This is a genomic window from Pseudoalteromonas sp. McH1-7, assembly GCF_013366255.1.
Taxonomy (GTDB): domain Bacteria; phylum Pseudomonadota; class Gammaproteobacteria; order Enterobacterales; family Alteromonadaceae; genus Pseudoalteromonas; species Pseudoalteromonas peptidolytica.
Window position 1 is genome coordinate 96039 of the sequence record NZ_JABWPQ010000020.1, and the last position, 24911, is coordinate 120949.

General features: G+C 42.3%; 16 protein-coding genes and 3 tRNA genes. 7 read left to right on the forward strand and 12 right to left on the reverse strand.

The window, feature by feature from the left end; translation table 11 throughout:
• The first annotated feature begins 77 nt into the window (after positions 1-77).
• Positions 78-560, forward strand: coding sequence for an SsrA-binding protein SmpB (gene smpB, locus HUZ36_RS14915; RefSeq protein WP_099640520.1), 483 nt, complete (start codon positions 78-80; stop codon positions 558-560).
• Between the two features lie 64 nt (positions 561-624).
• On the opposite strand, the gene fabB is transcribed toward smpB, so the two are convergent.
• Positions 625-1839 (reverse strand): beta-ketoacyl-ACP synthase I, encoded by a 1215-nt coding sequence (fabB, locus tag HUZ36_RS14920; protein WP_176033262.1) that lies wholly within the window; start codon positions 1837-1839, stop codon positions 625-627.
• Positions 1840-2015: 176 nt separating this feature from the next.
• Between fabB and mnmC the strand changes: the two genes are divergently transcribed.
• Positions 2016-4001 carry a bifunctional tRNA (5-methylaminomethyl-2-thiouridine)(34)-methyltransferase MnmD/FAD-dependent 5-carboxymethylaminomethyl-2-thiouridine(34) oxidoreductase MnmC gene (mnmC, locus tag HUZ36_RS14925; protein ID WP_176033263.1) on the forward strand — a complete coding sequence of 662 codons (1986 nt, stop codon included), beginning with the start codon at positions 2016-2018 and terminating at the stop codon, positions 3999-4001.
• A 158-nt stretch (positions 4002-4159) separates the two neighbouring features.
• Here mnmC and HUZ36_RS14930 read toward each other — a convergent pair whose 3' ends face one another.
• Positions 4160-5065, reverse strand: a complete 906-nt coding sequence (locus HUZ36_RS14930) for an RbmA family biofilm matrix protein (protein ID WP_176033264.1) — start codon at positions 5063-5065, stop codon at positions 4160-4162.
• Positions 5066-5331: 266 nt separating this feature from the next.
• The gene (locus HUZ36_RS14935) at positions 5332-6816 is read right to left on the reverse strand and encodes a DUF3612 domain-containing protein (protein ID WP_176033265.1); all 1485 of its coding nucleotides are present in this window, start codon (positions 6814-6816) and stop codon (positions 5332-5334) included.
• Between the two features lie 144 nt (positions 6817-6960).
• On the opposite strand from HUZ36_RS14935, the gene HUZ36_RS14940 reads away from it, so the two are divergent.
• The 3 genes from HUZ36_RS14940 to HUZ36_RS14950 all read left to right on the forward strand — a co-directional run bounded on the left by HUZ36_RS14940 (position 6961) and on the right by HUZ36_RS14950 (position 10475).
• The gene (locus HUZ36_RS14940; protein WP_176033266.1) at positions 6961-7449 is read left to right on the forward strand and encodes a malate synthase; all 489 of its coding nucleotides are present in this window, start codon (positions 6961-6963) and stop codon (positions 7447-7449) included.
• A gap of 94 nt (positions 7450-7543) precedes the next feature.
• Positions 7544-9730, forward strand: coding sequence for a cation:dicarboxylate symporter family transporter (locus HUZ36_RS14945; protein WP_176033267.1), 2187 nt, complete (start codon positions 7544-7546; stop codon positions 9728-9730).
• Positions 9731-9950: 220 nt separating this feature from the next.
• On the forward strand, positions 9951-10475 hold the full coding sequence (locus HUZ36_RS14950) for a hypothetical protein (RefSeq protein ID WP_125252836.1): 525 nt from the start codon (positions 9951-9953) through the stop codon (positions 10473-10475).
• A gap of 18 nt (positions 10476-10493) precedes the next feature.
• On the opposite strand, the gene recD is transcribed toward HUZ36_RS14950, so the two are convergent.
• The 5 genes from recD to HUZ36_RS14975 all read right to left on the reverse strand — a co-directional run bounded on the left by recD (position 10494) and on the right by HUZ36_RS14975 (position 21667).
• Positions 10494-12383, reverse strand: coding sequence for an exodeoxyribonuclease V subunit alpha (recD, locus tag HUZ36_RS14955; protein WP_176033268.1), 1890 nt, complete (start codon positions 12381-12383; stop codon positions 10494-10496).
• Complete coding sequence (recB, locus tag HUZ36_RS14960) at positions 12380-15916, reverse strand: exodeoxyribonuclease V subunit beta (RefSeq protein WP_176033269.1); 3537 nt, start codon at positions 15914-15916, stop codon at positions 12380-12382. The genes recD and recB overlap by 4 nt, the downstream gene beginning before the upstream one ends.
• Positions 15903-19163, reverse strand: coding sequence for an exodeoxyribonuclease V subunit gamma (gene recC / locus HUZ36_RS14965; protein ID WP_176033270.1), 3261 nt, complete (start codon positions 19161-19163; stop codon positions 15903-15905). Before recC ends, recB begins: the two co-directional genes overlap by 14 nt.
• 132 nt (positions 19164-19295) lie before the next feature.
• Positions 19296-20321, reverse strand: a complete 1026-nt coding sequence (locus HUZ36_RS14970; RefSeq protein WP_125252888.1) for a GGDEF domain-containing protein — start codon at positions 20319-20321, stop codon at positions 19296-19298.
• Positions 20322-20626: 305 nt separating this feature from the next.
• A complete protein-coding gene (locus HUZ36_RS14975; protein WP_176033271.1) occupies positions 20627-21667 on the reverse strand; it encodes an alkene reductase in 1041 nt (346 codons plus the stop codon).
• Between the two features lie 155 nt (positions 21668-21822).
• On the opposite strand from HUZ36_RS14975, the gene HUZ36_RS14980 reads away from it, so the two are divergent.
• On the forward strand, positions 21823-22407 hold the full coding sequence (locus tag HUZ36_RS14980) for a TetR/AcrR family transcriptional regulator (RefSeq protein ID WP_176033272.1): 585 nt from the start codon (positions 21823-21825) through the stop codon (positions 22405-22407).
• A 444-nt stretch (positions 22408-22851) separates the two neighbouring features.
• Positions 22852-23022: a DUF2986 domain-containing protein gene (locus HUZ36_RS14985; protein ID WP_125252830.1), complete on the forward strand. Its 171-nt coding sequence runs from the start codon at positions 22852-22854 to the stop codon at positions 23020-23022.
• A gap of 285 nt (positions 23023-23307) precedes the next feature.
• Here the strand turns inward: HUZ36_RS14985 and HUZ36_RS14990 are convergent.
• The 4 genes from HUZ36_RS14990 to HUZ36_RS15005 form a co-directional block, all read right to left on the reverse strand.
• Positions 23308-23398, reverse strand: a tRNA-Ser gene (locus HUZ36_RS14990).
• A gap of 89 nt (positions 23399-23487) precedes the next feature.
• Positions 23488-24531 carry a quinolinate synthase NadA gene (nadA, locus tag HUZ36_RS14995; protein ID WP_176033273.1) on the reverse strand — a complete coding sequence of 348 codons (1044 nt, stop codon included), beginning with the start codon at positions 24529-24531 and terminating at the stop codon, positions 23488-23490.
• A gap of 133 nt (positions 24532-24664) precedes the next feature.
• A tRNA-Lys gene (locus tag HUZ36_RS15000) sits at positions 24665-24740 on the reverse strand.
• 95 nt (positions 24741-24835) lie between these two features.
• Positions 24836-24911: transfer RNA gene (locus HUZ36_RS15005), tRNA-Lys, on the reverse strand.

Consider the following 24911-nt stretch of genomic DNA (forward strand, 5'->3'; position numbering starts at 1 on the left):
ACTGACTAGGTAAAAATACACCACATTGATGAAAAAGCGCTGTCTTAAAACAGGATTTATAGGTAGACTAAGCCATTATGGCAAAGAAAAATTCAAGTAAATCAAATAGCAATACTATAGCGCTAAATAAAAAAGCGCGTCACGAGTATTCACTACATGAAAAGTTCGAAGCAGGTATCGAATTACAAGGCTGGGAAGTAAAGAGTATCCGTGCCGGTAAGGTTAATATCTCAGATACTTATATCCATATCAAAGATGGTGAAGCGTATTTGTTGGCAAGTCAGATACAGCCATTAAATAGTGCTTCAACCCACGTGATATGCGATCCACTTCGTTATCGTAAACTACTACTAAATAAACGCGAAATCTCTCGTCTGATTGGTGCAACAGAACGTGATGGCTACTCTTTAATCGCCACAGCAATGTACTGGAAAAAGTGCTGGGTCAAACTTGAGTTTTATCTTGCAAAAGGTAAAAAGCAACACGACAAGCGTGCCGATATAAAAGACCGCGACTGGTCACGAGATAAAGAACGCTTAATGAAACATAAAGTGCGTTAAAGCACAAAACGTTAAAAAAGCAGGCCTAGCCTGCTTTTTTATGTCTGATACACAGTGTATAAACTTAACCTTTATACTTTTGCATCACGAGCGTCGCATTTGTACCACCGAAGCCAAAGCTGTTCGACATCACGGTTGTTAATGCACCGTCACGGCGCTGCGTTACAATATCTAACCCTTGAGCTTGCTCGTCCAGTTCATCAATATTGATCGACGGAGCAATAAAGTCATTTTCTAACATTAACAAAGAGTAAATCGCTTCGTGTACACCAGCTGCGCCAAGCGCATGGCCTGTCATTGCTTTAGTTGCACTAATAGCTGGTGAGTTTTCTCCAAATAGCTCTTGAATTGCGCCAAGCTCTTTTACATCACCGACTGGCGTTGATGTACCATGCGTGTTTAAGTAATCGATTGGTGCATTTATGTTTTGCATCGCTTGCTTCATACAACGCACAGCCCCCTCACCTGAAGGTGCAACCATATCATACCCATCTGATGTTGCGCCGTAGCCAACAATTTCAGCATAAATGTGTGCCCCTCGTGCCAGAGCATGCTCCAACTCTTCGACCACAACAATACCGCCACCACCAGAAATGACAAAACCATCTCGGTTTGCGTCATAAGTACGAGATGCAAGCTCTGGTGTCTCATTATACTTGGTTGACAATGCACCCATTGCATCGAACTCCATTGCCAGTGTCCAATGCAGCTCTTCACCACCGCCGGCAAAAAGTACATCTTGTTTGCCTAACTGAATTTGCTCAACCGCGTTACCGATACAATGCGCAGAGGTCGCACATGCAGAACTGATAGAATAATTTAGGCCTTTAATTTTAAATGGAGTGGCCAAACATGCTGATGTTGTACTAGCCATAGTACGCGGAACCATATAAGGCCCAACGCGCTTAACTCCTTTCTCTCGACAGATGTCAGCAGCTTCAACTTGATACTTAGATGAACCACCACCAGAGCCGACAATTAAGCCGGTGCGTTCATTTGATACCTGTTCTTCTGATAAACCTGAATCTTCAATTGCTTGCGCCATCGCAATATAAGAAAACGCTGCCGCGTCTCCCATAAAACGGTGTGCCTTACGGTCCACTAGAGATTTTACGTCAATATCTATATTACCAGACACGTGACTACGTAAGTTGTTATCTGCAAACTCCTGATTAAAAGCGATGCCGCTTTTACCAGCTTTTAATGACTCTAAAACTTCTTGCTTGTTGTTGCCGATGCTCGAAACGACACCGATCCCCGTAATAACGGCTCTTCTCATGGGTATATTCCCTTCGATATTACAAATTATGCGTATTATACGCTGAATTCTAGCGTCAAGTGGTCAGCTTTCCAGCGTACACATGTACTCTGAACCTAAATAAACAAAAATGCAACCAGACTATTGCGCAGAAAGTCAGTAAAATACACTATAACAAGTCAGATATAGAGTCTTTCATGATAAAAAACGCTCAAATACACTTCAATGATGCAGGTACACCAGTTGCAAATAGTTTTGACGATGTCTATTTCTCTAATGATGATGGCCTAGCCGAATCACATTATGTTTTTTATACTCAAAACCATATCGACGAGCGATTACAAAATCATGGCAAAGATCGATTTGTCATCGCCGAGACGGGTTTTGGTACTGGTTTAAACTTCCTCAATGCTTGGCATCAGTTTAACCAGCGTAGCAAAGACGCCAGTGTTAACCAACTTCACTTTGTATCTTTTGAAAAGTATCCAATTCATATCGATGATTTAGTTAAAGCACTTCAAGCTTGGCCAACTCTAGCGCCACTTGCCAAAAAACTTTGCCAACAATACCCTATGGCACTTCAAGGCTGCCACAGGCTAGAGTTTGATAGTGGCTCAGTGACATTAGATTTATGGTTTGGAGATATTCACGATAACCTACCGCAGATAAGTTTTGAACAAAACGGGATTATTGATGCTTGGTTCTTAGATGGTTTTGCGCCGAGCAAGAACCCTGACATGTGGCAACAAAGCTTATTTAACGCCATGGCTAATATGAGCCGAGACAATGCAACTTTTGCGACTTTTACTGCCGCAGGTTTTGTCCGTCGAGGACTACAAGAAGCAGGGTTTGAGTGTAAAAAAGTAAAAGGATTTGGCCGCAAACGCGAAATGGTTGTGGGCAAGCTCAAACACGCAAATCAACAATCTAATACGCCACAATATTACTCTGTTCAGCCGCGTCAGCTTAATAATATAGCAGTGATTGGTGGTGGTATTACGTCGAGCTGCTTGCTCTACCATCTCAGTAAAAGAAACCTAAATGCAACACTATTTTGTCAAGATGATGACCTGGCAAAAGGCGCATCACACAATCGCCAAGGCGCTGTTTATCCGAACTTACAAGCAGATAACACACCACCAAGTGAATTTTACGCTCATAGCTTTTTGTATGCCAAGCGTCTATATCAACACCTGGCAAGCAGTGGTTATGAATTTGCTCACGACTGGTGTGGTGTACTACTGCAATCGGTAACCAAGGCTAAACAAACGCAACACCAAAATCTAGTCGATAAAGCAGCCTGGCCACATGCTTTAGTATACCCAGTAGATAGCGAACAAGCGTCGGCTATTGCTAACACACAGCTACCATACGGTGGACTTTTTATTCCCGAAGCAGGTTGGTTAAACCCAGCAGAAGCAACAAAAGCGGTGTTTGAGGCCGCCCATGCCCTTACGCCAATCGAAACACATTTCAATACAGATATTATCAGGCTAGAAAAAGTGACCCAAGGCTGGATACTTCATACCGAAGAGCAGACGTTTGGACCTTTTTCAGATGTCTTTGTCTGCGGTGGCGAGCACTCAGATCGCTTCGAACAGACTCAACATGTGCCACTGCATGGTGTTCGTGGTCAAGTTTCTCATATTGAAGCTGGTCAAGCGTCCAAGGCACTTACAACTGTACTTTGTCATAAAGGTTATTTTACCCCCGCGATGGACGAGCTACATTGCATGGGAGCCACCTTTGATAAAAACACTAAAAGTCGGGCAATAAAGGCTGAGGATAATGTGACCAACCGTGCACAACTTGAAAACTTTTATCAAGGTACCGATTTAGTAAACAGCCTTGGTGATATTGTCTCAGAAAAGGCTGCTGTACGTTGCTGCTTCAACGACCACTTACCTATGCTTGGTCAAGTGCAACATAATGAGGAATTTTGTTCCGCATTTGCCAATTTACGAAAGGGAAAACACTACGGCTTTGATGAAGCTGCGCAGCCCTATCAAGGAATTCACATTGTTACAGGTTTTGGCGCTCGAGGACTGTGCAGTGCACCACTTGCGACAGAGCATTTAGTTGCTGGTCTACTTGGCGAGGCAAGACCGTTTAGCGAGCGTGTTCATCAAGCCATTCACCCAGCGAGGTTACTTGTCAGAGATCTGATCAGAAACAAAATTTGACATTAATTTGCGTAATAAACCAAAGCTGTGGATAAGCAATGTGCATCCCCAGCTCAGGTTGCATGATAAAAAGCGCGTACAAGTACGCACTTTTACTGTCTACCTTTTATTAAATACTCTTATTCACTCAATTGAGCGACTGTTAAGGGAATATATTGTTATTCCTTAATAAATGTAAAAGCACTCTTCGACATTTCTCCTTTCTCGCCATTCCCATCGATGAGCAGAGACTGGAAATTGTACGTATACTGGCCAGCTGGCCAATAGGCAGGAATAGTGAAGTAACGACCGGTTTGAACATACTCTTCTTTTGGTGCCAGCTTGATTTCTGATGTCCCACCTAAATTATATGCCGTACCATCTGGCATGGTGATATATTCCCATGCTTCAACAGTTGCTCCTGTCTCTTCTTGGTTAGCGATGGAGTAAGCATAGTTTACTGTGCCACCTGTTCTTGCTAGTTGCTGGTTACCCGCTTCAACGCTGGTAATTACGGACGTTGTGTTTCCAACAGTAAAGTTCGTGATATCTGCGTAGATAAATGAACGATTGTACTGGACTAAAGCTTCAGTCCAAACAAAATAATTTGGTGCTACATTCCAATCAGATATTAGTTTTACATCACGCAATTCATCAGTGATTTGCTTAAACTGCAGGTAAAAGTGGATGCTCTCACCGTTATTTGTCACTGTGTTTTCTGGAGAAAAGTTCGTATTGTAATGAACTTCGTTATACTCCGGGAACTCCATTTTGTTTGACTCGATTTTATGTACTGTGCCACCAAGGTTTTTATTTGAAGCTGTTAACCCACCTTCAAAGCTGGCAGAAAAATAACTGTTAGGATTACTATCGACATAGTAATTATTCACTAATTCTGCCTCGGTGTCGTATGCAATCGTAAAGTTTAAGTTCTCTCCATCTTGTACCTGTGGACTTTCAGTACCGCTGGGAGTTTGTACAGATCTAACTTTTGCATCAAAGTGTACAGTTATAATTTCAGCAGATGCTGATATAGAAAACAACAAACAAGAAATTGATAAGTAGGCGCTTTTTCGATTAAACATTAAATATTCCCTTTATAAGTTTTGTTAAATACCCATTTGATTAATTAAGCAGTCTATGTTGGGAAGATGACCCCCAGTCTATACAGCATAGCTTCCTCTCAAATAACGCATATTTCACGCAGAAACTGCAAAAATATCTTAATCAAAATAATCTGTCATAGAGTAAATTATTTTAGTACCCACTTTATGAACCTGAAAAGTGTAAACTAAATGTGTATACTATCTCAAGGCAAAAATAGAAGAATTCGATATAACTATCATTTTTATTATCCGTGACCGTTGAGATAACACCCCGGCTTTCTGGGGCAACTTTTGCCGCGAGTACATATGACTCGGACAGCGCCTTCAAGCCCCCTCTCAACCCACTGAATATTCAAAATTTTTGCAACCCTCAATAACTGCGTTTTCATATGGTATGGCACAACACTTGAGCCTCCATAACTGATACACGCTTGCTGTAGCTCTCCCACTAAAGTATCTGCATCTATACCTTGAGCCCGAATGGCAGGATTTAAGTCAAGACCTGCGCAGAGCACCCTAGGACGATTTGCCACATCTGTGATTTTCACTGATTCACAGCAATATAACCTTGGCTTGCCATTAACATTCAGAATAGAAAGCTGGGCACTGGCGGCATTACTATCATCATGGAACTTTCTGAAGACGGCCCAATGCTGACAAGGATCGGCAACGCTGCGCATATTACCCCACGGTAATGGGATCCCATTGCCTCGGTATACTGCTTTTAGCTTTCCAGCCTGATATGCGTCAAAGTAGTGCCAATGCGGGTAAGGTGATACGGAAGTCATCCGACGCATTGCTACTGACGCAGAAATCCCCAACGACTCATGCACACGAACATCATACCCTCTACTTTCAAGTAGCTGTCGAAATGGCGTGCGAGGGCACAGCAGTGCCCCAGCGAAAAAACTTGATTCAAAGTCTTGCCAAGCACCAAGAATATCCTGTGCATTTGGCGTATCGTGGTCTGGGTTGTCACTATTCTTACGGCTTTCTCCTGTACTTAGTACACAGTCTAGTCCCTCATTATTGTGTAGCACTGCATGACCAATATGAACGGCTAAGTCATATTTCATCCTCGCCGGATGGGATTGTAGTATGCGATTTATAAACACCACATTTGGCTCTTTAAAGTAAGAAGTCACAATTCCCTCATTGAGACTTCCTGATTGCTCGAACCACTCTACCTTTCTTCCTTTGGCCTGTAAAAGAGACATCAGATCTTCACAACTTAAATATAAATTTTTACCGCCAACTTCATCGGCTACACGCTCCAAATCTGGAAAATGATTTTGGTGATGCTCTTGATGAGCACGGATCAGAAGGTGCGCAAACTGCCTACCACTAATACCAGCTTGAGAGAGCATTTCTGGAATAGCGATTTGTAAAATATCTTTCTCAAATAAAAAATTGGGCTCTAGCGCCATACCCACGATACCACCGGAGCTGCCCTTATCAGGTGCAATCTCAGGTGCCTCAGGTTGACTATCTAAAAACCACTCAATCGGCTTTTGAAATACGTTAGAGAAGTTTTCTAGCATCGCTTCGCTTGGCGTACGCTGACCCCGTTCAATCATGGATAAGTATGAAACGGATGGTGCACTACTCGGGTCTTGCTTAACACACCTTGCCGATAAATCTTCCAAAGTTAGGTGGTTACGCTTTCTTAAATTTCTTATTTTCGTACCCAAAAAGTGAGATTTTCGAATTAAACTTGCAGCTTTTGCCATTATTTCACACCCCTTTTTGTGAAATTCACACTGTGAAATTCTTTTTGTGAAATTATTTAGATATTTAACTTACACTCAAGATGTATACAAAACAACCAGAATATATTTCCCAATTTATGACAACATGAACAAGAGAGGTGGATCATGGCAGCGCAATTACAACCGCACACAGAGCAACTAATTGACGATACGAAAGCGCAACAGTCAATGCTGGCAAAACAGTATCTTGATGAACAGTGTCCTTTAGAATTTGGTTCACACATGGAGGTGACAGACTATGTTATTTACTACAACCACCTGCTTGCGTTTTTTGCCAACGGCACCCATTGTGGCTTAAAAAAGTGTAGCCAATTCGTCGCGCTTTGCGGTCACCGTGAAACGCCGGAAGCTATTTTATTAAAGCAAGACGATGGCTTACATATTGAAGTTACCTTCAATCGCTGCGGAGCACTTGGCCAATTTGATAATGCACATATCGAAGATATCATCGTTGAAACACCATTGGCATCTGTGGTTGGGAAAAAGACTAAAACCCAGCTTCAAAAGCTGTGGATGAGCTTTTATCATGGTGTGCAACAACCCGCGGGAAGAGCCTGCTATCGTGCCAAAAATGGGGATGATTATGAACTTTGAGTAAACACTCAATGATTTGTAATCAAATCGCTCAAACATTCAGTAAGTTTTAAGCTAAGCTAATTAAAATACCGCTCTTTTTCCGACTGAGCACATGACGAAATTGCTTAATTTTCTAAAAAACATTAACTGGATGCTTTGGGCGCTCATACTTGGTATTTTTGCTGGTTTAATTTTCGGTGAACGGTTATCATTTTTAAAGCCTATCGGTACAGGTTTTGTGAACCTGATGCAAATCACTATTCTTCCTTATATCGTCGTCAGCCTCATCGTGGGGTTGGGGAAATTTAATCCAGAACAAGTTAAAAGCATTCTTGCAAAAGCGGCGCTAGTCATGCTCTCTATTTGGGTGATAGGTCTTGCTGTGATCTGGTGCTTTATTATGACATTACCAGCGCATGATGCTGGCACCTTTTTCTCCCCTGCGCTGGTTGCAGCAGCGCCCGAAATAGACTTTGTAAAACATTATATTCCCTCAAACCCTTTTGCCTCTATGGCAGAAGGTAATGTACCGGCCTTAGTCATATTTTGTATCGCTCTGGGCATGGCGCTTATTTCTAACCAAAAGAAGAACCGGTTACTCGATGTATTAGAAGTCGTCGGTCAAGGTCTGTCGGTCATTTCGAAGAAGATCATAGCCATCTTCCCTATCGGTATTTTTGCTATGACAGCAAGCACGGCAGGCACGATGAGCGCTGAAGAACTGTCTGAATTACAGGTGTACTGGGTTGTGGTTTTATGTGTCGGCGTGTATTTGATGTTAGTGCTGCTCCCTATGCTTGTTGCCGCACTCACCCCTGTAAAGTATCGCGACCTCATCATGGTTATGCGCAATGCGTGGATCACCGCATTCAGTACCGGCAACGTTTTTATTGTATTACCAGTGATCACCGAAGGGATAAAAGACCATTTACGCAAAATCAAGCAAAGCGATGAAAACTCTGATCACATTGCTGAGGTGCTCGTACCTATCGCTTATACCTTCCCAAGTTTAGGTAAGCTAACTACCTTAATTTTCGTCTCTTTTGCAGCATGGCTTACCGGCAACCAAATCGGCTTCGAACAAATCCCTAATGTGTCTTTGTCGGCGATGCTGAGTTACTTTGCGAATGTGCATATTGCTATTCCCTATTTACTGGATATTTTACGCGTTCCCGCAGACACTTATCAGCTGTATCTCTCTATGTCTGTACTGACTGCCAAAGTGGTTTCTCCTACCACTGTGGTATATATCTTTGCTTTTGTATTTTTGTGTATTTTTATCAACCGTAAACAGCTCCACTTGAAACGAGTACGATCAGTTTACTATTTGACCTTACTATCTGCTTTACTCCCGGCATTTATGTTGTTGAGTTTTACAGCAAATAATTACCTCGGCAAACAAACTAAGTCGGCAGATGAAGCGATTGCAAATATGGTGATTTCAGATACTGTGCCAGCGCATGTACTTAGCTATGTACCCAAGGCATACCAAAGCGGTGAATTATCACTTACCAATATTGATGTGATCAAAAAGCGTAATCTACTGCGCGTTGGATACCTCGTTGATAATGTGCCGTTTAGTTACTTCAATCAAAAAGATCAACTGGTCGGTTTTGATGTCAGTTTGGCTCATAGATTGGCATCTGATTTGGGAGTACGAGTAGAGTTTATTCCATTTAAAAAACCGCAATTAGCAACCTACCTCAATAAGGGCTATTTTGATGTTGCAATGTCAGGTCTTGAAATAAATATAACTGACTTACAGAATGTACGTTTTAGTGACAAAGTACTGGAATTACAACTGGCTTTGTTAGCAAAAGATCATGATTTAAAAAGATTCACAGACAAGTCCGCATTACTTACTTTGGAAAAGCTGAAGCTTGCACACATGGAGTATGCGCCAATACTCAAACAATTAGCCCTGCAAAACCCAAAAGTGCAAGTATCCAGTATTAACAACCTACAAAGCTATTTCGAACATCCAGATCAATATGACGCTTTGGTGATTAGCGCCGAAGCTGGCTTTGCTTGGAGTATGTTTTACCCCCAGTTTGGGGTTGTAGTACCAAAGGGTGCTAACTTGAAATATCCCGTAGGCTTTGCAGTGGCAAAACGCAATCAAGACTTACTCAGTTATGTTAATTCTTGGCTTACTATTCAGCACACCAATGGCCATATCGATAAGACCTACGATTATTGGATTTTAGGTAAAGGCAGTATTCAGAAACAGACCCGATGGTCTTTAATGGATGAGCTGGAAATTGACCCCAATACTCTTATAGAGAAAATTAAGTTTTAAAAAAACGCCATCAGTTAATGTGTTAACTGATGGCAAGTCTACTCACTGGGCGAGCTAGCTCTTAAGCTCTCTCTAACCTTAGAACACCTCAAAAATAAAACAAGTCAATAACAAAAAATTAATAATAAAATAGATAGATTCAGATGCGGCTATTTATTGTTCAATGTGGTTGCTTGTGATACCGTTAACTAAAATTGTATCTATAATAAGGATAATAATAATGACATCAGTATACTTACGTCAGTTGATAGGTGCTCTGGTTGCGACTTTTCCGTTGTTTAGTGTCGCATCTGTAGATGACAACAATCAGCAAGTGATTGAACGTATAGAAGTCATTGGCGAAAAGCCTCAATATGTCTTGAAGCTCGAAATGGAAAGTGCCAAAAAAGACTTTTATGATTTGTACAACAAGTTTGCTTCGGATGATTCATTCAAGACTAAATGTGATAAAAAGCCGCGACATGGCAGCAAAATAAAATCATTCAAATGCGAAACTCGATTCACAAAGGAAAGTTTTCACAGCCTCACCAAGCAGCACATACAGCTTAATATCCAAGACTTAAAAAACCCCGCTTATTCTTTAAAGTATCTCTCCATGCCTGATGCTTCAGATGTTCGTTCAGTCACTAACACCAAAAGAAAGGCACAAAAAGCCGACATCCTAACGCAGATCAATGAAAACCCAGAGCTAAGAGCGGCATTTGAACGATTTGCCAAAAAGTATGATGCGTATGAAAATCGCTAACTAGCCTGATGTAATGGCTCATTCCGTAAACGAGAGTCGCTCCCGAAGGCCACTACTGCGACTCACACTGCGGTTCATGCCACTGAGTAAAACCTTATATTGTGCAACTAATTCAAAGTGTTTTTTAGCTCGAGTAATACCGGTGTAAATGAGCTGCCGATTAATGCCCTGCTGAGCGCGTTGGATTGGAGGCAAGATCATCGCGGTATGGGCGAACTCCGATCCTTGAGACTTGTGTATTGTCATTACATAAACTCGGTCAAAGCTCGGTAATCTCGCAGGGTAAAAGCGCCTCACGTTACCTTGTTCATCTATAAAAGAGGCCTGTAAGTCTCCTTGCTCATCTCGCAGAATAATGCCGATATCTCCATTAAAAAGTTTCAGCTGATAATCATTTTGCGTGATCATAATCGGCATACCAACATAAAAACGACCTGTAGGCTGGATAAGTCCCATTTGAGCGAGCTTAAGTTCAATTCGGCGATTTAGTTCGTTAACGCCATATGGCCCTTCGCGTACAGCGGCGAGCAGTTGATAACTGGCAAATTCACTGTGTATATACGCTTCGCTTTGTGCACTATTAATTGCCTCAAGATAACGTTTATAATGTGCTGCTGCACGAACAATAAGCGCATTATAAGCATCGCTATTGAGTTCATGTAGTCGCAGATCAGCAAAGCCTTGCTTAATCACTGCGTCTAATTTTCGTTTATTGTTGCTATTTACCGCATATGCCAGTTGGCCAATACCACTATTACTATCGAAACGGTGGCTTTTTTGTAAAAATGCGAGATTGTCCTCAAGCATAAATTGGGCAGGTTCATGACTGCCTTTTGGTAACGCTTGCCTACTTAAGCTGGTCAATTTAGTGCTTAGTTCATGGCTATAGTTTGGCACTTGCCCCAGCGTTAAATTCTCACATAAATCACTAAGTACATTGCCTGTATCCACCGATGCCAACTGGTCTTTATCGCCAAGTAGGATCAACCGAGCATGTTTTGGTAACGCATCCACCAGCTTTGCCATTAAAGACAAGTCAACCATAGAGGCTTCATCAACAATAAGTACATCCAAGTGTAATGGATTATCTTGATTGTGACGGTAGTGCAAACTATTCGGGATCACACCGAGCAGACGGTGAACAGTTTGCGCTTGCTCTGGAAGTAGTTCGGCTAAATCAGAAGGTAAGGTAAGTCTGGCTTTTGCACCAATAATAGACTCGCTTAGCCTAGCTGCAGCTTTACCCGTTGGTGCGACGAGTTTAATCGTGAGGGGTGCACGTCCATACAGTGACTGCAAAATCGCTAATAGCTTAGTGACGGTGGTCGTTTTGCCAGTTCCGGGACCACCTGTGATCACACAAAAGCGCTTTACAACTGCCAGCGTACAAGCCACTTTTTGCCAGTCAAGCTCTTCTGTTCCCTGTTGCGGTAGAAAGTAGAAGTCTAACAAGCTGCTGAGTTTTTCTTCATCTAATGTAACCTGAGCTCTTGCTAGTGTCTCAAAATAACCGGCGAGTTTCGCTTCGTAATTAGCTAAACGAGCCAAATAAAGCTTACTTCCGTAAAGCCTGAGCGGTTTATCCTCACCAATAGCCGGGTGTTGCAAGAGCGCCTGTATTGTCATGGTCGTATTTATAAAAGGTGACAATGCTTGGCTGACATCTTCAACAAGGTAGTTCAGCTCAAACGGGTCTTGCCAATTAATCTCTTCGAGCGCTAAACAACTATGCTGGCGTGAGTGCGCAATTAACAACAACAAAAAGACATATAAATAATCATCTAGGCGCTGTTCATTCAATAACTTAGCCAGCGCTAAATCGGCTTTTCCTATACGTTTATGCTCTACTAATAGAGAGATAAAACTATCATGGTCAAAGGCATCAAAGTCCATACTTAATTGACTCATACCGACTCCTCAAACAACGCATCCAATTGTAACACTTGCTCTACACTCAATTGATTAAAGAAAATACCTTGGTTATCTGGAAGCGCGCGCAAAAACAGATAATAGTTCCCACCTAGATGCTGCTGCACTTGGTAGTCAGGTAGGCGTTGCTTTAATAATCGGTGCAGCGCAACGGTATAAATCATATATTGTAGATGGTATTGATGAGAGGACATCGCCGCACTTAAGTTATCATGTTGATAATCGTCTGAACTATCACCTAAATAGTTCGATTTATAATCGAGAATAAAGAATTGCCCTTGCCATTGAAATATCAAATCAATAAAGCCTTTTAGCATGCCTTTTACATCATCAAAGTTTAAAAATGACTTTTGCCCGGTAATATCACTCAAGATCTTGTTAAGTTTCATGGCACTGAGAGGCTTTAAAGGCAAATAGAATTCCATTTCAACGATACAATGTTCTGGTTTAAGCTGAGCAAGTTGTAGTTCAGTATGAGGAAGTAGTGGCGTAGCTAAGCTACTAGCTATCCACTGCTCTGCAGGAGTTTGCCAGTCATCGGCAATACCATATTTGTCCAACGATTTGGCTACCGCCTCTGTGAGCGTGAGTTTGTCGTCCCCTTGTGGCACATGCGGTGCTGTAAAATCAATCAGCTCAAAAATTTCGTGCAAGCAGCTTCCAGGTTTAGCCCCTTTTGGAAAAGTATAGGCATTCTTTTCCCTTTCTTGGCGCTGCTCGGGTAAATCGAGTAAATGGTTTTCATCTACTGCGCCAGCGGGTTTATCACCATGGTGGGTATGATAACTAAGCTGACTAAAGCTGGTAGTACGCCAGTGCCTTTCTATGCTACCGGTAAATACTTTGGCAGTCAGTCGCGGTGGCGCTTCATTTGCCGAGGTGGTAATAATTTGATTGGGGTATTGCGCGTGCTCTACCAAAGTGAAGGCCATTGCTGTGTGTGTATCACAAAGCTGTGATAATTCTCTTTGCCATTCATTTTCCGTATCAAACGTCTGCGCGCCAAATAACACAAAGCCCAGCGCAGTTTTATGAAGCGCCGATTTTTTACTTCTGCCTTGCTGTATGTCGTATAGACCCAATTCACAGTAATGCACTGCTCGGGTGAGCGCGACGTAGAGTAAACGAATATCCTCAGCTAAGCGCTCTTGTTCAGCACTTTCTTTCGCTTCCTCACCCGCATCAAGGTCAACAACGAGCTTTCCTTCTTGATGGTACACACAGGTATCTGATTCTCGATAGCCCAGCGCAAACGGCATAAAAACAAGAGGATATTCCAGCCCTTTTGAAGCGTGCATCGTCACTATCTTGACTAAGTTAGCATCGCTCTCTAGTCGAATTTGACTGCTATCACTTTGCGCATTATTCAATTGTGATAAGAACCAGCGTAACACTCGACCGCTGCCATCCAACTCCAGCTGCTTATGCTGTAACAGCTCTGCCAAGTGGCGAAAGTCTGTGAGCCAACGCTCAACTTCAATCCCCTTTTGCCGCCAAACAACAGGAAGCTCACATACGCAAAGCAGGTGCTCTAACATCGCCATCGCACCAGAGCGATACCACAACTGAGTTAACTCACTAAATAGCTGCAAATAATGCTGCCACTCTTGTTCGTTAAATTGCAATTCAAATAATGCACGATGCTCAAGGTTAAACAAAGGCCCAGCAAGCACACCTCTAAGGGCAGCCTCATCATAGCTACCATGCAGCACTTCTAATAACTGATACAAGGCAGTAGCTAACGGCTGGCTAAACACACTATCTCTGGCAAGATAAACACTGGCAACACCACGCTGGTTTAAAGCACGTTTCATTAAACTGGCTTCAATACGGTCACGTACCAAAATACAAATATCGGCAGGTACCACTGGCTCTTCACCAATTTTAGCAAGCCCTGCTTGTCCTTTTTCTATCAAGGCTGCAACTTTCGCAGCAAACGCTTGGCTCAACCCCGCTTGTGCTGCGCTTTTATTGAGAGCTTCATCGCCATTGGGCAGTGCACTAAAACACAAGGCGGTGTGTTTTTCACCGTTAATGGTAAAGCGTGCATCCTGCGCTTTGCCTTTAGCACTGACTTCAATAAAGGGGATGTCTTGGTTATAGATAAAGCTGTTTGGGTGACGCGTGAAAATAGTGTTTACCGCAGCCACAACATCACTGTCAGAGCGATAATTGGTGGCTAGCGTAAATTGGTTGTGACTTGCAATCCCTTTTTTAGCGCCAATGTAGGTGAAAATATCTGCCCCTCGAAAACCATAAATTGCTTGCTTTGGATCGCCAATCATTGTCAGAGCGGTCTGCTCACGCTTGTAAATTTCACTAAAAATACCGTACTGCACAGGATCGGTGTCTTGGAACTCATCGATCATAGCAACAGGATATTGCAGCGCTATCTTCTCACCCAGAGCTTCACCGCTATCACCTAGCAATGCTTGATGTAACTGTTTCAATAAATCGTCAGGAGAAATTAGTCCATATTCTTCTTTGTGTGCACGTAGCAATGCACTAACCTCAGTTACTGCTTGGCGCACCAAGGCAATATTGAGACCACTACTCACTAAATGATGTAATTCAGCTAAGGTATCAAAATGGCGAATGAGTTCATGCTGCAAAGGTGTAGTATTCTTTTTATACTGTTTAGGATCAGCTAAGCTTTCGCTGCCCCACAAACCAAAGGAGTGATTGCTAGAACCAAACTCAAACCACCACTGTTCACTATTTACATAGTCTTCAAGGGCTTGTAAATTTGCCTTTCGGCCAGGCGCACGATTACCTGCCAAACCTGCATTTTTAAGTACGTTAAGATAATCCGCTTTGACTATCTCAGCCTTTAACCAAAGCGCTAGCGTTTGGTACTTTTCGCGCGCGGCAAACACCGCATCTAACGACATCGCAGGTTTAATATCAGCGTTTTCTTTGCTAAGTAGTGGCTTGACTTGCTTGGCAAGTGCATAAGGCGTAGCAAATTGTTCGACCACCGCTTGGGTCTTTTCTTCGTCTAGAGGGTAAACAAAACGCCGCCAATGATCTGCCATTGCAGCTTCAATAAGTTCACTTTCATCAAGAATAAACTCTAGGTTAAATGCCACTTTAGACTCAAAAGCATGTTGCTTTAACATTCTTTGACAAAAGCCGTGAATGGTGAAAATCGCTGCTTCATCCATCGATTTAGCCGCCGCATCGAGTAGATCAAAAGCCCGCTTTTTATCTGTAACTTGAGCTAAAATTGCGGCTATCAAATCATCGTTAACTATTTCACCAAGCAATACATCTCTGGCCTGGATGATACGTTTGCGCACTCTGTCTTTGATCTCTTGCGTCGCGGCTTCAGTGAAAGTAACCACAAGAATTTGTTCAACACTTAATGGAGTGGTTTGCTCACCCGGTGTGCGCAAACCAAGTAAGTAGCGCAGATAAAGGCCCGTGATAGTATAAGTCTTTCCTGTGCCGGCACTGGCTTCAATAAGGTTTAACCCACTCAGCTGCATAGTGACGGGATTAAGTATTTCCATGAGCCACCTCCGTTGCAGTCTTTAATATCGGCTCAAGTAGAGCGAGGCTTAGTTCACAAAAGCGCAACTCATGAGTAGAGAGATCATTAAAGCAAAGCTGTACATAGGGATCCTCCCCCTCGCCACGACCAATATATTGCGGCTTAAATTTACTCGCTGCTTTTTTGAGGTCTTGTGTTTTGGCAAACTCCATGCTGGTATTTGCAAAAAAAGGAATTGGTTCGCTGAGCGCTTGTTTATAAAACGCTAGCCACTGTTGTAGATATTCAAGTGATTGCTGCTGTCCCTGCACAGCAAATTTAATGCTCTGATCTAGACCCACAATATAAGTCGTCACTTCCTGCCCTATCGCACAAGCAGCACAGTGGTTTAGAAAGCCCTTAATCAAATCTTTAGCCTTAATACTGGCGCTGCGGTAATACACTTGGCGATTTTCATATAAACTATCGAGCCATCCCACTACAATATGACTATCGAGGTGCAACTTGAGCTCAATGGGCTCTTTAGCTTCACAGAGTAAAGGAGTCAGTACTCTCGTCATAGGCTCAATACGCATCAAAAGCCCATCTAACTGAAGTTTACCTATGTTCGCTTGTGGTAATGACCCCCGCTGCAAAATTTGCTCAATATTGAGAGGTTTTTGTCGCAGTTGTGCTTCAAGAACTTCATCCAGATATTGATAGCGCTCCAAGGCATTTAATGCAAATGGTTCCTCGTCTGGAGCAAGTGCCTCTATGGGCTTTAGTTTTACACCAAGAGATTGCTGATAAAATAACTTTTGTGGTTCGCAGACTCCGCGTAGCAAATCACTAAACTCAATTTCGGTATCCAGCGGTACCTCAAGCGGCGCGTCCTCAGCCTTATTTTCAATCGCTGTATGTTGCCATAACCAGGTTTTATTATAACTTTGCAGCGAACCAGCTTTAAAATGTTCGGGATTGAATGGTTGCAATGGCAGCTGTTGCGTTAATCTAGATACGACAGGCTGCTCAGGCGTATCCTCAAAATAAAAGCTACGCGCCAGATACTCAGCCAATTCACTGACCAATACTGAGGGCACTTGCACTTCATTATTGAAGCATGACCGACCGATATAACTGATATAGAGATTTTCTCTAGCACTTAGTAGCGCCTCCAAAAATAGATATCTGTCATCTAACTTTCGCGAGCGGTCACCTTTTCTTCGTGTTGAATGAGCAACTAAATCAAAGCCTATGGGCTGCACCGTGCGGGGATAGTCCGCATCATTTAAGCCAAGCATGCAAACCACTTTAAATGGAATTGCCCGCATCGGCATCAGTGTACAAAAATTAATAGCGCCAGCTAAAAAGCGTTGTCCTACTCCCTTCTCTTTTACACCTTGTTTGACCAAGTAAGCCAATATCTTTGCCGACACAGGCTCTTGAATATCACCATTCTCATAATGCTTTTCAATATTTTCGATGATCTGTTCAAGCTTGAGCAAATCCCAACTCTGCTCTGACTCAGCAAAATAAAATAGTGCCATTGCTTGACGCAAAATGGTGGCAAAATGCGCTAACGTTTGCTCCTTACTTAGGGCTTGCTTCAACCATATCAAAGCATCAATAAAACCGATCAGCTTGTTTAGCACAGCCACCGACATGCCTTCAACTTCATCAGCTGGGTAAATTGACGCAAACGAGGTAAGCTCGTCGTTAGTCGCAACACCTAAAAGCAATCTGTTTAGACCATGTTGCCATGTGTTTAACGATATTTTAGGCAGCCCATACTCATACTTATGCTGCTCGTTCAAGCCCCACTTTACGTTCACCTGCTCAAGCCAATAGCGGATCAAGTCAAATTCATGTGCTTCTAGGTCAAACTGCTCCGCAATCGGTGCCACCCCCAACAAATCTAAAATGTCAGACACACAAAAGCGATTATGAGGTAGGTCGGTTAAAGTAACAAAGGATGTAAGTATAGGTCGCTCTTGTTCAATCGCTAAATCCGAGATCGCGTATGGAATGCGAATTGCTTCATCCGTACTATCAAAAACAGCTTTAATGAAGGGTGAGTAGGCACCAACATCAGGCATCATTACGATTACATCTTTGGGGGTAAGTGTTGGGTGTTGCTCAAAAAGATTCAGTAAATAATCATGTAACCGTTCCACTTCACGCAGTGGAGTATGGCAATCTTGAAATACTAAAGTGCGGTCATGCGCTGGAATTGGTAATTTGCCTTCTTCAGAGACAAACCAGTTTGGATCGGCAGTTAATGATTCACCCTTAAATGCCAATTGGTAAATTTCTCGCTGTACCAGACCCAACAGATGATCGTTGAATTCACAATCAAAGCCATCAATCCAACTCGCGTCTAACTGTAGTAGCTGTTCAAAGTAATCTCGCCCCAGTTTCCCCCACGACGACAATAGCGGATTACCAATGTAATAATACTCACCATCTTTCGCTTCAAGCTCAGGCATTTTGGCATATTTTGCTGCAACTTTGGCCTGTGTTTTTTCATCAACCAAATCCCCCCAATAATGTTCACTGGGATTGAAAAAAAACAAAAATACATTGGTTTTCTTACCAAGCGCTTGGAAGATCTCTAGCTGGCTTGTCGCAATGGCCGACAGTCCAAAAATACAGATCCGCTCTGGGAGTTGCTCTGCTTCAGTGTGATCCAATGCCTGTAACAATTGCTCATGCATGTTAGCGCGATGATATGGGCTTTGCTCAAGCTTAGTCACGTGATTTACCAAGCGCCGCCAAAGATCTGGCTGCCAAGGTGCAATAGCAGCCACATCAACGTCTAGGAGACTATCGTGACCTTGTTCCCAAAGCTCTATCCACTCAGGTCTGTACATCAAATATTGGTCAAATACGTCAGCAATTTTTTCGCATAACGCAAATAGTTTGATTCCTGAAGGGTCTTCCCCCAAATAGCGTTTTAACGCAACGTAATTTGGGTTGTCAATGCAAGTAGGTAATATCGTAAAAAGCTTCCAAGCCATGTTACCTTTATTAAACGCGGACTCACTTGGCACATCGTCGATAAAACGTTGATATAACTTCCAAATAAAACTGGAGGGTAAAGGAAAATCTACTTGTGCGCTGATCCCCAAGTGCTGACTCATACCAAGTTTTAACCACTCGGACATACCCGGAGACTGTACCAATACAGTTTCTTTGGCAAAAGGATTGGTAAGCGGAGCGGATTTTATCAACGTGCAGAGTTGCGCCTGCAAGATTTCCATTCGGTTTGATTGAATGATGTGTAACATGTTGTCTGCCATGCAGTTTAACGCTAGGTTAAGTGTATCTGAATCTCCCTGTGAGCGGTAGTAATAGCAACTTTTAGGCTGTTAGGTGCATATAAAAACGACATACTCAATGCTTTACACTATTAAGAGTCACTAGAACAGATCAATATCCGTGTTACCTTCTGGTATTTCTATTTTATGCTCTGAAAGAAGTGCTTCATAAAAACATAGCATGTCACGCCCATTTTCTTTAGCGTAATATAATGCTTTATCCGCATTTTCTAAGACCGTAATGGGAAAGTCATAAGGGCTTATTCGAGACATGCCAACGCTTACTGTTAGCTTTTTCACGAACGGAAAATGTGTACTTCTGACAAGATCCATAAACTCGTCCATTTTCGCTTTTATCGAGTCATAATCGGTCGGTTCAAATACCAGCACAAACTCTTCACCGCCGAAACGAAAAAGTAAATCAGTAGAGCGAAAAAACTGGCGCATACGCTGAGCAAGCAAAAGTAAGACTTCATCTCCGCATACATGACCGTAGTTATCATTCACTTTTTTAAAGTGGTCAATGTCCATTATCGCAAGCCAAGATGTCGCCCCTTTATGAATTGAGCGCACGTCACCATGCCATACGGTTTTATGCTGCTTTATAACTTGCTTTTCAATGAGCTGCTTTAAGCGCTTTTCAAAGGTTTGACGATTGAGTAGACCTGTCAGCTTGTCTCTCTCGTTTTCATGAAGAATAGTGAGGTAGTTTTCGAAAATACGGCAAAACGCATTCAATAGAACCTGATCAGAACTCGACAGACCGTTACTCACTACGGCAATGGCACCGACGGGCTTATCGAGCAGACTAATAGGCACCCAGCGACGCTCGGTACCGTCCTTTGCCTGCACTGTGATAATACATGCTGACTGCAAACAAGAAATAAGCTCTTTATCAGGCTCTTTTATCAAGCTTCTTTCTTCCCAATCAAACTCTTTATCAGAGAGCTTTCTCAGCAATAAGCTTCTTTCTATTGTTATCTCACCAGGTACAAGTAGGTCTTTAAAAACAGCGACCTCTTCACACCCTATAAACTCTTGAATGGTTGATACCAAGCTATATTCGAGAGAATCAACATCTCGCGTTTTGGTGATTTTGATAACTGAATTAAGTAAATCTTCTTGCATGTTTGGCGCACTCACAACTACTCTGCTTGCGTATTATTACATAACTGGTGAACAAATAAACCGAAAAATACGCCTTTATTCGTACCAATGTTAATAATAAAGCTCTAAGCAGTTGAATAATGATTAGCAAAATATTGAGTTAACAGCCTACCTCACTCAAAAAAACAGAGCTCCTATATTTAATACCATAAGTGATAGCATGTCGGATATGCGTTAAGCTTATGCCACAAATAAAAAAATGCCAAACGTAAGGGTTCGACATTTTTAGAGTTGATTCCTTTTTATTGACGAAAATCGTCGCCTCTTTATTCTAGTGACGCCAACATAGACTCGTTATATTCCACGAGTACTTCTCCTGCTCTTACCTTTTCAACATAGTCTCCATTTGCAATAAAAGGTCGGCCAATTGCTAACAAGTCAAATTGGTCGTTTTCAATTGCTTTAGCACCAGTTTCCGCTGTATAACTGCCGACTCCTACAAGAGTTCCATCGTATACTTTGCGTAAATAAGCAGATGCACGTCCGTCTAAATAGTCAAACTCCATAGCGTCATCAAAAATACCAAGATGTAAATAAGCAAGATTACGAGCGTTCAATTCGGTGATTAAGTAATCGAAAACGGCTCTGTCTCTTTTATCGCCCTCCATATTAAAGTAGGCACCAGGTGACACTCGTAAAGCAACTCTGTGCGAACCAATGAGCTCAATCACAGCATCTGTTACTTCCAGTGCAAAACGGCTCATATTTGCTGGTGTTTCACCGTACTCATCTGAGCGCTGGTTTGCTGCATAGTGTAGAAACTGATCAATCAAATACCCATTAGCACCATGGATTTCAACGCCATCAAAACCCGCTTCAATGGCATTCTCTGCCGCCTTTGCATAATCATCAACTAACTGCTTAATGTCTGCTTTTGTTGCCGCTTTTGGAGTTTGATAAGTCAGCTCACGCATTCTAGGAACAGAGCCTTCAATACCAATTGCAGAAGGGGCTAGTACTTCTCCATCAAAAAAATGCGGATGCGCAACGCGCCCCACATGCCATAACTGCGCAAACATTTTCCCCCCTTCAGCATGCACAGCTTCTGTTACTTTTTTCCAGCCCGCAATTTGCGCTTGAGTGAACAGCCCTGGAGTATTCGGGTAACCTTGGCCATCAGGGCGAATAATCGTCGCTTCGCTAATGATCAAACCAGCTCCTGCACGCTTGGCGTAATATTTCACCATATCGGCTGTTGGCACGAGTTCATCATCAGCCATACAACGCGTTAGAGGTGCCATTAAAATGCGATTGTTCAATGTGATGCTGTCGTTGAGAGTTAGCGTCTCAAAAAGTACTTGGGTCATTTGGGGATCTCCTTTTTTGAATATACATTCAAGATATGTATTCTTGAATCATTATTCAAGTAATTTCCTTTCTTTTATTTTTATTGCTACCATCAAACCCAATGACATTTGTTATAATGGCGGCGGAATTTGTAGTTGATAGCCATAGGTATGCAATGAGAACAGCAGAGTTTAATAGAGAATCCGTATTAAGAAATGCAATGCAAGCATTTATGACATACGGTTACAACAAAACCAGTATGCCCAAACTGACTGAAGTCACTGGGCTACACCCTGGCTCTATTTACTGTGCATTTAAAAACAAAAAGGGGTTGTTACTTGCTGCAATAGAACAATATCAGGCAGATAGACGAGCGCATTATCAGCAACTATTTGAAAACAGTACAAGCCTTCGCTGTGCACTTGAGCGTTTTTTGCAAGATCTAACCAATGAGTGTGTTGGCGACGAGTCAAAAAAAGTGTGCTTATTGACTAAAACGCTTAATGAAATTGGTGAACAGGATAAAGAGATCCAAAGTGCACTAAGCACCCACTTGCAACACTTTGAATCGTTGATAAAACAGCAGTTTTTGACTCCATGGCCTGATAGCGAAGTCATGAGTGAGGAAGCTGCAACGAACAAAGCACGATTTTTTATTATGTGTGTTTACGGTATTCGAACATACTCTGCAACCCAATGTAACAGCGCTGAATTGCAAGCTCTCGCTGATCAAACCTTAGCCGCTTCCCTTACCCCTTGATAAGTAGACCAAGCTGATGCACCACCGTGCCAATATCCATTATCAGCAATTTGGCTAAAGGCTCTGTATAATACGATTTTTATACTAGTTATCTTTGTTACGCTGTCTATTTTGAAGGCGAGAAAACCTTGCCGCTAACTCCGCTCCCCCCTGCTGACGCTGAGCTCACTATACCCATGTGGGCAGAAAAAACTCCTTATTTACTTGTTGTAAATAAGAAGTTTTTAACGCTGTTAGCGTCAGATTTACGCCTTCAAATTGAGCAATTATTAAAATTAATTGGTGCTAGTCGCTGTTTGCTAATATTAAGCGGGAAATTTTGTCACCTCTCCTTTTAATAGTATTAATTATCCACAGCACTGATAAGAGTGGCATTACATTTACCATTGTTGAACCGACTTACTCTGAGGTAAAATAGTCTTTCATTTACCATGAGCTTCGAACATGAATCGCAAAAAGAAAATTTACGAAACACTAAAGAAAAAAGACAAGCGTGCAAATGCTAAACTTCATAAAAGCAATAAGCCACGCTACATCTCAAAAGCTGAACGTGAGAAAATTGCAGCCCAACAAGATGCCAATGAAGCATCAAATAGTGACGAGGGCGAGCATTAATTGCTCCAGTTTTATATCAGTTGGTCTAACAGATTATGCTAACGCTCTGAGAGCCGGAGTATTAAACACACAACTTTTCCAAAATACCTTTGTTCGGTGCCTGTAATACCAATTTTCTTAATTAAGTGGTCTATTTTGAGGCGAGAAAACCTTGTCAAGTCGACATGCAGGAGCACGCATTGAATTTGAGAAAGTATCATCGTTGGTGATTAAAACTCAGTTTTAAACTTTTGCGACTAAAAAAGAGTGTAAGTGATATAAGTGATTGGTTCTAATCAGGAAGAATGGCGGAGAGAGAGGGATTCGAACCCTCGATACGCTACAAACGTATACACGAGTTCCAGTCGTGCGCCTTCAGCCACTCAGCCATCTCTCCGCACTGAATTGCGGGGCTAATACTATGAAAAGCCTCGCACTTTATCAAGTAGTTTTTTGCTTTTTGAATTTATCTGGCTATAAATCCAACTACTTTGGTATTGAAGCTGAAAAATCTAGCATACGATTTAACGAACGTAGCGCACCTTCACGCAGTTCCATATCAACAAAGACTTCTTTTCCTTTTGGACTGATAAGTGCTTCTTCAATTGCTTGTAAGCCGTTCATTGCCATCCAAGGACAGTGTGCACAGCTACGGCACGTTGCACCTTCACCAGCGGTGGGCGCTTCGAAGAACTCTTTTTCTGGGCAAAGCTGCTGCATCTTGTAGAAGATGCCGCGATCTGTCGCTACGATAAATTTTTGATTCGGCATGTCTTGTGCCGCTTTAATTAACTGGCTTGTCGAGCCTACTGCATCTGCTAAATCTACAATTTCCGCAGGTGACTCAGGATGAACAAGCACAGCAGCATCCGGATGAAGCTGCTTCATGTCTCTTAGCGCTTTAGTTTTGAACTCGTCATGAACAATACAAGCGCCATTCCACATAATCATGTCCGCACCGGTTTTCTTTTGGATATAAGAGCCTAAGTGTTTATCTGGTCCCCAAATGATTTTCTCGCCTTGTTCGTCAAGGTGCTCAACAATTTCAAGTGCACAAGAGGACGTTACGATCCAATCAGCTCTTGCTTTTACTGCAGTTGAAGTGTTTGCGTAAACAACGACTTTTCTATCTGGGTGCTGATCGCAAAATGCTGAAAATTCGTCAATTGGACAACCGACATCTAACGAGCAAGTTGCATCAAGTGTTGGCATAACAACTGTTTTGTGCGGCGTTAAGATCTTTGCTGTCTCGCCCATAAAACGAACACCGGCAACAATGATCATATCCTTGTCTTCTTGCTTAGCACCAAAGCGTGCCATTTCTAAAGAGTCGGCCACACAGCCACCAGTTTCTTCAGCAAGTGCTTGGATCTCAGGATCTGTATAATAATGGGCAACGAGTACCGCATTTTTTTCAACTAACAGCGCTTTGATACGCGCTTTATACTCTGCTTTTTCTTCGACGGTAAGAGGGGCAGGTTTTGGTGGGAAGATATAATCTTCCGGCATAATACGTTCAGCTAGACTCATTTCTCAACCACTAGTCCACATTGCATAATTAGATGGAATTATACGAAAAATAGCGTATGAATCCTAGCGATTGTTTAACTCAAAGTGACGAGTTTAAGGAAGTAATTTGAATAATATATGAAGCTTGTGAGGATGGTGGGTCATGATGGACTCGAACCATCGACCAATGGATTAAAAGTCCACTGCTCTACCAACTGAGCTAATGACCCGCTCAAGCATTTAAAATGCGAATGATGCTTTTTAAGAAAAAGTTTAGCTCATCTTCCTGATTTACACTAAAAGATAAGTTTCTAAGCTTATAACGTGGTGGGTCATGATGGACTCGAACCATCGACCAATGGATTAAAAGTCCACTGCTCTACCAACTGAGCTAATGACCC

Bases quoted from the DNA above. Each gene is read 5' to 3' on its own strand.
- HUZ36_RS14935 (WP_176033265.1), bottom strand. From the start codon at position 6,816: ATGGCAAAAGCTGCAAGTTTAATTCGAAAATCTCACTTTTTGGGTACG.
- HUZ36_RS14970 (WP_125252888.1), bottom strand. From the start codon at position 20,321: ATGCAAGAAGATTTACTTAATTCAGTTATCAAAATCACCAAAACGCGA.
- mnmC (WP_176033263.1), top strand. From the start codon at position 2,016: ATGATAAAAAACGCTCAAATACACTTCAATGATGCAGGTACACCAGTT.
- HUZ36_RS14940 (WP_176033266.1), top strand. From the start codon at position 6,961: ATGGCAGCGCAATTACAACCGCACACAGAGCAACTAATTGACGATACG.
- smpB (WP_099640520.1), top strand. From the start codon at position 78: ATGGCAAAGAAAAATTCAAGTAAATCAAATAGCAATACTATAGCGCTA.
- HUZ36_RS14980 (WP_176033272.1), top strand. From the start codon at position 21,823: ATGAGAACAGCAGAGTTTAATAGAGAATCCGTATTAAGAAATGCAATG.
- recD (WP_176033268.1), bottom strand. From the start codon at position 12,383: ATGAGTCAATTAAGTATGGACTTTGATGCCTTTGACCATGATAGTTTT.
- HUZ36_RS14945 (WP_176033267.1), top strand. From the start codon at position 7,544: ATGACGAAATTGCTTAATTTTCTAAAAAACATTAACTGGATGCTTTGG.
- HUZ36_RS14950 (WP_125252836.1), top strand. From the start codon at position 9,951: ATGACATCAGTATACTTACGTCAGTTGATAGGTGCTCTGGTTGCGACT.
- recC (WP_176033270.1), bottom strand. From the start codon at position 19,163: ATGTTACACATCATTCAATCAAACCGAATGGAAATCTTGCAGGCGCAA.
- fabB (WP_176033262.1), bottom strand. From the start codon at position 1,839: ATGAGAAGAGCCGTTATTACGGGGATCGGTGTCGTTTCGAGCATCGGC.
- recB (WP_176033269.1), bottom strand. From the start codon at position 15,916: ATGGAAATACTTAATCCCGTCACTATGCAGCTGAGTGGGTTAAACCTT.
- HUZ36_RS14930 (WP_176033264.1), bottom strand. From the start codon at position 5,065: ATGTTTAATCGAAAAAGCGCCTACTTATCAATTTCTTGTTTGTTGTTT.
- HUZ36_RS14985 (WP_125252830.1), top strand. From the start codon at position 22,852: ATGAATCGCAAAAAGAAAATTTACGAAACACTAAAGAAAAAAGACAAG.
- nadA (WP_176033273.1), bottom strand. From the start codon at position 24,531: ATGAGTCTAGCTGAACGTATTATGCCGGAAGATTATATCTTCCCACCA.
- HUZ36_RS14975 (WP_176033271.1), bottom strand. From the start codon at position 21,667: ATGACCCAAGTACTTTTTGAGACGCTAACTCTCAACGACAGCATCACA.